This is a genomic window from Pseudomonas marincola (genome assembly GCF_900682675.2).
In the GTDB taxonomy this organism is placed as follows: Bacteria; Pseudomonadota; Gammaproteobacteria; order Pseudomonadales; family Pseudomonadaceae; genus Aquipseudomonas; species Aquipseudomonas marincola.
The window spans coordinates 3,558,970-3,569,430 of the sequence record NZ_LR215729.2 but is presented as its reverse complement, the minus strand read 5'-3'; the positions used below and the strand labels follow the sequence as shown (position 1 = coordinate 3,569,430).

The window sequence follows — 10,461 nt, the reverse complement described above, 5'->3', positions numbered from 1 at the left end:
AGGCGGTTCAGGCGTTGGCGATATTCAGCGCGACGCCGCCGAGCCCGTCGAAGCTGGCGCAGATGCGGTCGCCCGGTTGCGCCTCATACAATCCGGTCCAGGTGCCGGTGGTGATGACGTCGCCTGCGCGCAGCCCAGCCGGATATTGCTCGGCGACGTGATTGCACAACCACGGCAACAGACACAGCGGATCACCCAGCGGGTGACGCGAGTCCTTCAGTGCAAATGGCGCACCATTCACCTGTAATTGCACGCCACGCTGCGCGTAGTCGTCTTGCCAGCCTCCCGCAGTCGCATTGCCAAGAATCAGCCAGCGATTCATCTGCTGGTCTGCCAGCCGAAACGTGGCTGGCAATTTTTGCCAGGCTTGCGCGCGCACATCGCAGACTTCAATGGCGACAATGACCTCGGCAACCGCCGCCTTTATTTGCGCGGCATCGGCGCTTGCCGGCAAGTCGCGGGCCAAACGAATGGCCAGCTCCACTTCGATGCCAAACAACGTGTGGCGTGTGCTCAGTGGCAACTGTGCAGGGCTTTCGGGCAAGCCGTGAACAACCACCGCATCGGCAATCGGCGCGGCGGTAGGCAGTGATTCCTTACTGGCCGCGCCAATTTTCCAGGCGCGCGGGCGGCCTTGCGCAAACCATTGCAACGCCTCGCCCACCTGATGCTGAACACGATACGCGGCCTGATTATCGGCCGGCGCCAGACGGGTAGCCGCTTCCTCGCTGAGCGGCGTGCCCGAACGCCACGCCTCGATCAATGCGTCGTGCAATTGTGATGTGTCGGTCATGAGTTGTCCTTGCGGGTTTTCGGGTGCGCGGGTGTGGGTAAGTCGCACGGCAGGAACTGGCCCTTGCCAGCCTGTCCTGTGAACTCGCCGTCACGCCAGACGATCTCGCCGCGCAGCAGGGTAATCGCAGGCCAGGCGCTCACGGCTATGCCTTCATAAGGTGTGTAGTCGACGGCGTGGTGCAGATCGGTATTTTTGATCGTGCGCTCGAGGCCGGTGTCCCAGATCACCAGATCGGCGTCGGCGCCCACGGCGATAGAACCTTTGCGTGGATAAAGCCCGTAGGTTTTCGCCGGGTTGGTGGCCGTTAACGCGACAAACTGGCTCATCTCCAGCGGGCCATTGAGAACGCCGTGCGAGAACAGCAACGGCAGGCGCGTTTCGACGCCGGGAATGCCGTTGGGAATCTTGTCGAAACTGGCGTCTGCGCCGGCCGCTTTCTTGCCGTCCGGGCCATCAAAACAGAAGGGCGCATGGTCCGATGAGAACACCTGAAACAGCCCTGACTCAAGGCCATCCCAAATGACTTGCTGGTTGGCTTTATCGCGCGGCGGCGGGCTGCAAATGCATTTCGCGCCGTGGTTGTGTTCATCGTCTTCAAGGCCGAGATCTTCGGCGGTGAGGAACAGGTATTGCGGGCAGGTTTCGGCATAAATGCGCAGGCCCTGACCTTGCGCCCAGCGGATCTGCTCGACCGCTTCACGCCCCGAGACGTGAACAATCAAAATCGGCACATCGACCAGCTCAGACAGGGCGATAGCGCGGTGCGTCGCTTCCCGTTCAACCAGCATCGGCCGCGATTGCGCGTGGTAGCGGGGTGCGGTTTTACCCTGCTTGAGCAGGCGCTCGGTGAGCCACGAAATACAGTCGGTGTTCTCGGCGTGGATCATCACCATCGCCCCTTCGGCGCGGGCAACGGCGAGCACATCGATGATCTGCCGGTCGTTGAGCTTGAGATCATCGTAGGTCATGTAAATCTTGAACGAACTGTAGCCTTCGCGGATCAGCGCGGGCAGTTCAACGTCCAGCACATTGTCGGTCGGGTCCGCGACAATCAGGTGGAATGCATAGTCAACGCTGGCCTTACCCTCGGCGCGCAGGTGATAGTCCTCAACCGCTGCACGCAAACTTTGGCCTTTCTGCTGGCAGGCGAATGGGATCACCGTGGTGGTGCCGCCGCACGCTGCCGAGCGGGTGCCAGTGAGAAAGTCATCGGCCATGCGCGAGCCGTCATTGGTCGGCTGGTCGAAATGGACATGCGCGTCGATACCGCCGGGCAACACCCAGCGTCCGGCCGCATCAATTTCTTCTGCGCCGCCAGCAAGGTCGAGCCCAAGCGCGGCAATGCGCCCCTGAATAATGCCGATGTCGGCATTGAAGGTGTCGGCCGCCGTAGCGCAACGGGCGTTGCGGATGACCAGATCAAATGCAGCCATGTTATTTGGCCTCCGCAAAGAAACGGCCCCAGCCGTTGATGGTTGTGGTGTCGACACCGCACATGCGCAGCATTTTCCAGACGACAGTGGCGGTGGTATCGATTACTGCGATGCCCAATTCGGTTTCCCATTCCTTAACCAGTGGTGTGGCTTGCAGATTGGTGCAGTAGGTGAGAATTGCAGCAGGGTTGGTCTTGGCCATATCCATGACCTGGCGGGTCAGGGTTTGTGCATCCACTTCGGCAAAGTCGAAATTCACACTGATATTCAGGTGCGACTCGCCCTTGCAGACAAAGCCTGCGCTTGTGTAGTTGCTGATGATGCGTTGCTGCACATCGGCGGTGTAGGGCGAGACCAGCGCGAAGTCTTCGCGGCCCGTGCACTGGAGGATCTCATTCAGCGCCAGCACCGAGGTGGTGGCAGGAATACCGGTGGCTTCGGTGATGCGGCGGCACAGATTACGGTCGTGCTCAAACCCAAGCCAACCTGCGGCAGTGCCGCTCCAGCCGATCACATCGACGTGCGCATCGGCGAGTAACTTGGCTGCGGCGAGAATCTTGCTGTCATCGAACTGGCCGAGTGCCTGCTCGGCCAGCGATATTTCAGTCACCGTGAACCGTGAGAAGTGCGCCGTAACGCCTGGCACTTGGGCAACCATTGCGGAGGTGATGGGTTCCAGTGCGGTGTTGGAGGAGGGCGTCAGCACGCCGAGCCGAATACGTTTAGTCATTAATGAAGATCCGTTTATCTGCAGCCCAGCGCATGAGCCTGTTGGTTTGAATATATGTGCATCCATAATAAAAAACAAAATTGGATGCAATCTTGTAGTTTATCTAAGCAATATGCCTGCCAATAACTGCTCGGCAAGGTCAAGGCTGGAGGCGCGCTGGGGATTGAACGGTATGTCTTTCCTGTAGAAGTTGCCTCCGGGCCGGGCAACTTCTACAGGGCAGGTGTACGGGCTGGGCAGCTGGTGAATGGCTTAGCCGAACATCTGGTCCCAGTCGATATCGGGCTTGCTGTGGCCACCCAGATTGAGTTCCTTCTCGACATGGTTGAGATGATGGAGCATCAGCTCAATGGCTTTATCGCTGTCTTTGGCGGTAATTGCTTCGACGATCTTGCTGTGCTCGTCTTCGGGGCAGGCCGGGGTTTGCGGCGAGTCGTACAGGGCAATGATCAAGCAGGTAAGCGGACACAGTTCAGCCATCATCTTGCTGATGAAACTGTTGCCGGATACCTCGGCGAGAAGCATGTGAAACTCACCGGAAAGCTTGATGATTGCTCGCCGGTCCTGACGTGCGCGGGCCTCGGCTTCGAGCTTCAAATGCTGGTTGAGGCGGTCAATTTCAGCCTTGCCAGCTCGTTCAACGGTGTTGCGAATAACCTCGGGCTCGAGCAGGCGGCGCACGGCAAACAGGTCGAGCGCTTCCTGTACGGTTGGGCTTGCCACAAAGGCGCCGCGGTTGGGCGTCAGGCGTACCAGGCCATCTTTGGCAAGCCGGGTTAACGCCTGGCGAATCTTGGTGCGGCTGACCCCGAACGCGCTGGCCAGTTTCTCCTCCGCAAGCTTGATGCCGGGAGGTAGCCGGTGCTCCATGATCGCGTTGACGATGCGGTCGGCAATTTCATTAATGCCCGGCTTGTTGGTTGATTCCACGATTCAGCCTCAATCAATTGTACAAAAATATTGTACCCAATAATTCTGAACAATGAGCAGTACCCCTGTCGCTGTCAAGTGACACAACAAACTGCACTCATGCGGTGCCTCCTTCAGCGTCGCGCACCCTCGCGGTGCCAGTCTCATGCCCGGTAAGTGATCACTTCAGGCGAGCAGCGAGCAGCCTTTCCCGCTACGCAGGGGTATACAGCTGATTGGCACAGTACCTGCAAAAGTGATTTCAAGAATGTACGCAATACATTTGAAAGTTATGTACTCACTTGCAGTTCGCTGACCCACAAAACAGCCAATCGTCCAGGAGTTTGCCCTTTATGAGAATCACCCCCCTCGTTGCCAGCTTGATCGCGACCCTTGCAATCGGCTCCGCTCAGGCGGATGAAGCGATCAAATGGAAGGCAATCGGCCAGCCGTTGGCAACCGGCCTGATCCAGAAGAACATCGAGCAGCCGTTCTTTGAGAACTTTGCTGAAAATACCGGGTTGCCGGTCACGGTGGACTACAAACCAATCGACACCACCGGGATCAAGGACACCGAGCAATTGCGTGTACTTAAGTCCGGCCTGTTCGATCTGGTTTCGATCCGCGCCTCGCAAAACTCGCGCGATGAACCGGCCTTGCTGGGCCTTGATCTGGTTGGCCTGAACCCAGACTACGAGACTGGTCGCAAGGTTGCGGATGCCTATTTCGATACCCTCGATCAGCGCCTGCAGAAGCAGTTTCGCGTCAAGCTGCTGGGTGTCTGGCCTTTCGGTCCGCAAATTCTCTTTTGCAAGTCGCCGGTTGCAAGCTTTGCCGACGTTAAGGGTTTGAAGGTGCGCGTATCGGATCAGAACCTTGCGCAGTTCGTTGAGTCCATCGGCGGGATTCCGGTGCCAATGAGCTTTGCTGAAACGCATCAGTCCCTTTCGCTCGGCGTGGTTGATTGCGCGATCACCGGCCCAAGCTCGGCCAACTCGGCAGGCTGGACAGAAATTGCCACTAGGCAGATTCCCCTCGGCGTGCAGATGGGCCTGAACGGCTACGGCATTTCCCTCAAGTCCTGGAACAAACTCGACGCCGGGCAGCAAGCCAAGTTGCAGACAGCCTTCGACACCCTCAACAGCAAAATCTGGGCGTACTCCGAAGAGCTTTATAAGGATGCTCTGAATTGCAACGTTGGCGCGGAACCGTGCACCACTGGCAAGAAATACAAGCTGATCAGCGTTGAACCCAGTGATGCCGATCGCCAGTTGCTCAAGGGCGCATTGCAGTCTATTTCGCTGCCGAACTGGGCCGCCGTATGCGACAAGGTCAACCCACAGTGTTCGGCTGACTGGAAAGCCAAGGTCGGTCCGGTTGTTGGCCTGAAGTAACCCAAACCATTCAGCGGAGGGCGATCATCATGTCGCGTATCGAAAACACGCTTGCAGCGATATTTGGCGGCATCTTTATCGCCCTGTCCGGCTGGATCAGCATCGAAGTGCTGGCGCGAAAGCTCCTTGGCGTCTCGTTGCAAGGCGCCAATGAGTTGGGCGGATATGCCTTGGCAGTTGGGGCTACGCTGGCCTTCACGCTGGCTTTGTTCGGGCGTAATCACATTCGTGTGGATGTGTTCTATGAGCGCTTGTCGGCGGGTTGGCAGGCGGCGCTGAACTGGTTTTCCAGTGTGCTGATGGCCAGTTTTGCAGGCCTGTTGGGTTTCCTAAGTTGGGGCGTGGTGCGCGACACGCTGGACTATCAAAGCACCGCACAAACGCCATGGGCAACGCCGCTGATTTATCCACAGAGCTTGTGGTTTGCCGGACAGGTGATTTTCATGCTGGTAGCGTTCGGCATGGCGGTTCGGGCGACGTACTTGCTGGTAAACCGCCGCATTCATGCGCTGAACCATGGCTTCAATCCACGCGGGGCCAAAGATGAACTGGCCGAAGAACTGGGCAACATCGAACAACGCAGCCAGGTGAAGCCGGTATGAGTGTCGTATTTGTACTGATCGCCTTTGTGGCGATGATTCTGCTGATGCTGGCAGGTCTGCCGATTGCTGTGGTGATGGCGGTTGTTGGCATTATTGGAGGTGTGCTGGCGTATGGCATACCGTTTCTCGATTCGATTTCTCCGGTGGTGTGGGGCGTGCAGAACGATAATCTGCTGACCTCGATTCCGCTGTTCGTTCTGCTCGGTGAAATTCTGCTGCGCGCCGGTATTGCCGACCGCATGTATTTGGCGTTGTCGGCGTGGATGGGGCGTTTGCCCGGAGGCTTGCTGCATTCCAATATCGCCACTTGCGCGTTGTTCGCCGCCACTTCGGGATCGTCAGTGGCCACTGCTGCAACAGTCGGTACTGTGGCGTTACCATCTTTGCAGGCGCGCGGTTATGCGGTGGCGCCGTCGCTGGGCACATTGGCGGCGGGCGGCACGCTGGGCATCCTGATACCGCCGAGCGTCAACCTGATCATTTATGGCTCGCTGACCAATACCTCGATTGGCCAGTTGTTCATGGGCGGTATCGTTCCAGGTTTGCTGTTAAGCGGTTTGTTCATGTTGTTTATTGCGCTTACCCATTGCGGCGCTGAAAAAGCGGCGATGCGTGAAGCAAACGTGCCATTGGCGCTCAAGTTGCGTGCCTCGGTGCACCTGATTGCGCCTGTGGTGATTTTCGGCGTGGTCATGGGCAGCATCTATACCGGCCTTGCGACCACGACTGAATCGGCGGCGCTAGGTGTGATGGTAGCGCTGGGATTTGCAGCATCTGCGCGGGCGCTGAACTGGCCGACCCTGCGCACCTGCTTTATTCAGACGGCACGGGTGTCCGGAATGATTCTGCTGATCATCACGTCGGCCTTCATCCTTAACCTGACCATCAGCTTGACGGGCGTTGCTGAGGACATGTCGGCGTGGGTCAATTCGCTGGGCCTCAGCGCCACGGCGTTCCTGTTGGTGCTGGTGGTGTTCTATCTGGTGCTGGGCATGTTCATGGACGTTTTGTCGATGCAGGTGGCGACGATTCCGATCACCTTCCCGATGGCCATCGCGCTGGGCATTGATCCGGTCTGGTTCGGAATCTTCGTGGTGCTGATGTGTGAACTCGGTCTGATCACGCCGCCGGTGGGCATGAACCTGTTTGTGGTGCACGGTATTCGCCCGGACAAAGGCAACATGACGGATGTGATCCGTGGAGCGCTGCCGTACGCCGCGATCATGATGGTGTTCTCGCTGCTGCTTATAGCCATGCCGGATATCGTCACCTGGCTGCCGGGGAAGGCTGCATGAGCAAGCTATGGCAACTGGGCGCAGTCGAGTTGGGGCAAGGTTTTCGACAGGGCTTGTGGTCGCCGGTTGCGGCGCTCGAGTCGGTGCTTGAGCGTGTCGCCGAGGTCAACTCGCAAATCAATGCGCTTATCGCACTGGCCCCTGATGCACATGCCGCCGCGCTGGCCAGTCAGGCGCGCTATGCCGCAGGTTGCCCGTTGAGCGAACTTGATGGCATCCCGATGACTATCAAGGACAATCTGTTGATGGCAGGTGTGCCCGCTACATGGGGATGCCCGGCGTTGGCAGATAATTTTGCAGCTGATGAATTGCCTGTGGCGCGCTTGCGGGCCATGGGCGCGGTGCTGGTGGGAAAAACCAATGTGCCGGAGTTTACCCTTGAGGGTTACACCGGCAACGCCTTGTTTGGCACCACGCGCAATCCTTGGGATATCCAGCTTACGCCCGGCGGTTCCAGTGGCGGTGCGGTGGCGGCTGTGGCGGCGGGTATTGCGCCGTTGGCGTTGTGTACCGATGGCGGCGGCTCAATCCGTCGGCCTTGCGCGCACACCGGGCTGGTCGGTTTAAAGCCTTCAATCGGCGCGATTGCCCGGGGCGCAGGATTTCCCGGCTTGCTCTTGGACTTTGAAGTAGTCGGGCCGGTGGGGCGCAGCGTTGCCGACGTGCAGTTGATGTTCAGCTTGCTGTCTGGCGCTGATACCCGCGATCGCCGTTCATTGGCGCGGGTGCAAGCCAGGCGTCAATTGCAGCGTGTGCTCTATGTACAAACTCTCGATGGCGCGCCGGTAGATCCGCAGGTCCGCTGCGCTACGGCCGAAGCTGCCGGCTTGCTTGAGCAGTTGGGCTGTACGGTTGTAACAGCCGAGCTGCCGATTGATCTGAGTGCATTGAATCGGGCTTGGCCTGAGATTGGTCAGATCGGTCTGGCTCATCTGTTTGCCAGTTATCCACAATGGTGCACTGGTGCGTCTGCCAAATATCAACAACTCGCCGACGCCGGGGAGCGCCTGCCGGCGAGCCGTTTATGGGCCATTATCGAGCAAGTCGAGGCGCTACGAGTCGCAGTTGACCGAATGTTTGCAAACTATGACGTACTGTTGATGCCTACGGCAGCCGCCTTGCCGTGGCCCGCCGAACAGGCTTATCCCGAGACCATTGATGGCCAGCCAGTCGGTCCGCGTGGCCATGCGATCTTCACTGGCTGGGTGAATGCTGCAGGTGTCCCGGCGATCAGCCTGCCGATTGCAGAGTCCCGCGAAGGGCTGCCGATAGGCATTCAATTAGTCGCGCCCATGGGCACCGATAGCGATTTACTAGCGCTGGCTGCGCGCATCGAACGGGCGATGCCTTGGCACTCTCGGTTTAATAAGTTGTGGCAGGCAAGTAGCTGAATGTTTGGCTGCTGTCGGTTACCAACAGGTATTAAGCTCCCCTTACAGGCGCAGGCCAATCACACCAATTAAACCTCGGGCTGCTCAGCTTACAAACGGCGCAATGAAAGCCTTTGACCTGGGGCGCGACTAAACCGTCAGCCATAAAAAAGACGCCCGCGGGCGTCTTTTTCAATCTGCGATTACAGCGAATAGCGGCTCTAGCTGGCCTCGGCGCGCTGCATCAAGGTGCGTTGGCGCCATTCCATGAAGGTTTTCAGCAGCAGTGTCAGCAATGCCATCATCGCCAGTAATGCGGCGGCGGTAAACGCCGCGGCCGGTTTGTAGTCGTTGTTGAGTTGGTCAACCAGCAGCGGCAGGGTCAGCGTCTGGTTGATGATGGTGCCGGACACGACTGACACCGCGCCGAACTCGCCCACCGCCCGTGCGTTGGTTACCACTACGCCATAGAGCAATGCCCACTTGATTTTCGGCAGGGTGATATTGCGGAAAATCTGCCAGCCGTTTGCGCCAAGGCACATGGCGGCGGTCTCTTCATCCTGGCCCTGAGCCTGCATCACCGGTATCAGAATACGCGCGACATAGGGCGCGGTAACGAATACCGTGACCATGACAATGCCCGGCCAGGCAAACATCAACTGGATGTCTTGATCGTAGAGCCAGCGGCCCAGCGAGGATTCGATACCGTACACCACCAGATAGCAAAGGCCGGCCACCACGGGCGACACCGCGTAGGGAATGTCGATCACAGTGGTCAGCAGCTTGCGGCCGCGGAAGTCGTAATGGGTTACGCACCAAGCGAGCAAGATGCCGAACACCAGATTGATTGGCACCGTCATGGCCGCGACCAGCAGCGTCAGGCCAATGGCGTGGATCATGTAATCTTCGTTGAGGTTGCCCCACAACAGGGCCAGACCGCCGGAAAACGCCTTGCTGAAAATCAGCGCCAGCGGGATTAGCAGAATAAGCGTGACGAGGCTCAAGCCAAGGCCGATCAAGAGCCACTGGTGCCAGTGTTGAGGTTTTTTCATTTGCCTTGCCGTTGCCATTTGAAGATTCGACCCTGCAGCACTTGCAGGCTGAACAGCAGTACCAGAGAGGCCAGCAGAATCACCGAGGCAATTGCTGCTGCCGCCGGATAGTTGAATTCCTGCAAGCGCACGAAAATCATCAGCGAGGACACTTCCGTCTTGAACGGAATGTTGCCAGCCAGCATGATCACCGCGCCAAATTCACCCAGGCTGCGAATGAATGACTGCGATGCGCCGGTCATCAACGCCGGTAATAGCGTTGGCAATACGACGTGGAAAAAAGTCTGCACGCGATTAGCGCCCAAGGTCCGGGCGGCCTCTTCGTATTCGTGTCCCATGTCTTGCAGCACTGGCTGCACGGTGCGCACCACGAAGGGCAGGCTGGTGAAAACCATTGCGATCAGAATGCCGGGATAGGCGTAGGCCAGTTTGATGCCCATCGGTTCAAGCCACATGCCCAGCCAGCCACTGGGGGCGAGCAGGGTGGCCAGGGTTAAACCTGCAACCGAGGTGGGCAGCGCGAATGGCAGGTCGATGAAAGCATCGACCAGGCGGCGGCCAGGGAAGTCATAGCGGGTGATGATCCAGGCCAGCAACATGCCGATCAATACGGTGGCTATCGTGGCGTAGAACGCGCCGCTTACCGTCACCTTGTAGCTCTGCACCACGCGCGGATCACTGATGGCCTGCCAGTATTGCGCCCAGCTCATGTCGCTGACATAAAGCAGCAGTGCCGACAGAGGGAACAGGATCACCAGAGAAATATAAAACGTGCTGAAACCAAAGCTCAGGCCAAAGCCTGGCAGTACGGGTTTCTGCACAAAAAAGCGGGGAGTTGTAAGCACGCAAATGTCCCTGAATGCACAAGCCGCCATCATGG

Annotated in this window: 10 protein-coding genes; 4 read left to right on the top strand and 6 right to left on the bottom strand. The window is 58.3% G+C overall.

What is annotated here, in order from left to right; all coding sequences use genetic code 11:
- Positions 1–7: 7 nt before the first annotated feature.
- From PMYSY11_RS16585 to PMYSY11_RS16570, 4 genes are all read right to left on the bottom strand, one after another.
- Complete coding sequence (locus PMYSY11_RS16585; RefSeq protein ID WP_069899612.1) at positions 8–793, bottom strand: 2-keto-4-pentenoate hydratase; 786 nt, start codon at positions 791–793, stop codon at positions 8–10.
- Entirely contained in the window at positions 790–2,229 is a 1,440-nt protein-coding gene (hydA, locus tag PMYSY11_RS16580; RefSeq protein ID WP_069899611.1) for a dihydropyrimidinase, read from the bottom strand. The genes PMYSY11_RS16585 and hydA overlap by 4 nt, the downstream gene beginning before the upstream one ends.
- A gap of 1 nt (position 2,230) precedes the next feature.
- Positions 2,231–2,959, bottom strand: a complete 729-nt coding sequence (locus PMYSY11_RS16575; protein WP_069899610.1) for a maleate cis-trans isomerase family protein — start codon at positions 2,957–2,959, stop codon at positions 2,231–2,233.
- 252 nt (positions 2,960–3,211) lie between these two features.
- A complete protein-coding gene (locus PMYSY11_RS16570; protein WP_197737959.1) occupies positions 3,212–3,889 on the bottom strand; it encodes a GntR family transcriptional regulator in 678 nt (225 codons plus the stop codon).
- Positions 3,890–4,221: 332 nt separating this feature from the next.
- Here PMYSY11_RS16570 and PMYSY11_RS16565 point away from each other — a divergent pair, with 332 nt between their 5' ends.
- The 4 genes from PMYSY11_RS16565 to PMYSY11_RS16550 are packed head-to-tail and all read left to right on the top strand — an operon-like array spanning position 4,222 to position 8,550.
- Positions 4,222–5,262: a TRAP transporter substrate-binding protein gene (locus PMYSY11_RS16565; protein WP_069899608.1), complete on the top strand. Its 1,041-nt coding sequence runs from the start codon at positions 4,222–4,224 to the stop codon at positions 5,260–5,262.
- A gap of 29 nt (positions 5,263–5,291) precedes the next feature.
- Entirely contained in the window at positions 5,292–5,864 is a 573-nt protein-coding gene (locus PMYSY11_RS16560; protein WP_069899607.1) for a TRAP transporter small permease subunit, read from the top strand.
- Positions 5,861–7,159 carry a TRAP transporter large permease gene (locus tag PMYSY11_RS16555; protein WP_069899606.1) on the top strand — a complete coding sequence of 433 codons (1,299 nt, stop codon included), beginning with the start codon at positions 5,861–5,863 and terminating at the stop codon, positions 7,157–7,159. The genes PMYSY11_RS16560 and PMYSY11_RS16555 overlap by 4 nt, the downstream gene beginning before the upstream one ends.
- On the top strand, positions 7,156–8,550 hold the full coding sequence (locus tag PMYSY11_RS16550) for an amidase (RefSeq protein ID WP_069899605.1): 1,395 nt from the start codon (positions 7,156–7,158) through the stop codon (positions 8,548–8,550). The genes PMYSY11_RS16555 and PMYSY11_RS16550 overlap by 4 nt, the downstream gene beginning before the upstream one ends.
- A 200-nt stretch (positions 8,551–8,750) precedes the next feature.
- On the opposite strand, the gene cysW is transcribed toward PMYSY11_RS16550, so the two are convergent.
- The gene (cysW, locus tag PMYSY11_RS16545) at positions 8,751–9,581 is read right to left on the bottom strand and encodes a sulfate ABC transporter permease subunit CysW (protein WP_069899604.1); all 831 of its coding nucleotides are present in this window, start codon (positions 9,579–9,581) and stop codon (positions 8,751–8,753) included.
- Entirely contained in the window at positions 9,578–10,456 is an 879-nt protein-coding gene (cysT, locus tag PMYSY11_RS16540; RefSeq protein ID WP_069899721.1) for a sulfate ABC transporter permease subunit CysT, read from the bottom strand. Before cysT ends, cysW begins: the two co-directional genes overlap by 4 nt.
- Between the last annotated feature and the right edge of the window lie 5 nt (positions 10,457–10,461).

Bases quoted from the DNA above. Each gene is read 5' to 3' on its own strand.
- PMYSY11_RS16585 (WP_069899612.1), bottom strand. From the start codon at position 793: ATGACCGACACATCACAATTGCACGACGCATTGATCGAGGCGTGGCGT.
- hydA (WP_069899611.1), bottom strand. From the start codon at position 2,229: ATGGCTGCATTTGATCTGGTCATCCGCAACGCCCGTTGCGCTACGGCG.
- PMYSY11_RS16575 (WP_069899610.1), bottom strand. From the start codon at position 2,959: ATGACTAAACGTATTCGGCTCGGCGTGCTGACGCCCTCCTCCAACACC.
- PMYSY11_RS16565 (WP_069899608.1), top strand. From the start codon at position 4,222: ATGAGAATCACCCCCCTCGTTGCCAGCTTGATCGCGACCCTTGCAATC.
- PMYSY11_RS16560 (WP_069899607.1), top strand. From the start codon at position 5,292: ATGTCGCGTATCGAAAACACGCTTGCAGCGATATTTGGCGGCATCTTT.
- PMYSY11_RS16555 (WP_069899606.1), top strand. From the start codon at position 5,861: ATGAGTGTCGTATTTGTACTGATCGCCTTTGTGGCGATGATTCTGCTG.
- PMYSY11_RS16550 (WP_069899605.1), top strand. From the start codon at position 7,156: ATGAGCAAGCTATGGCAACTGGGCGCAGTCGAGTTGGGGCAAGGTTTT.
- cysW (WP_069899604.1), bottom strand. From the start codon at position 9,581: ATGAAAAAACCTCAACACTGGCACCAGTGGCTCTTGATCGGCCTTGGC.
- cysT (WP_069899721.1), bottom strand. From the start codon at position 10,456: ATGGCGGCTTGTGCATTCAGGGACATTTGCGTGCTTACAACTCCCCGC.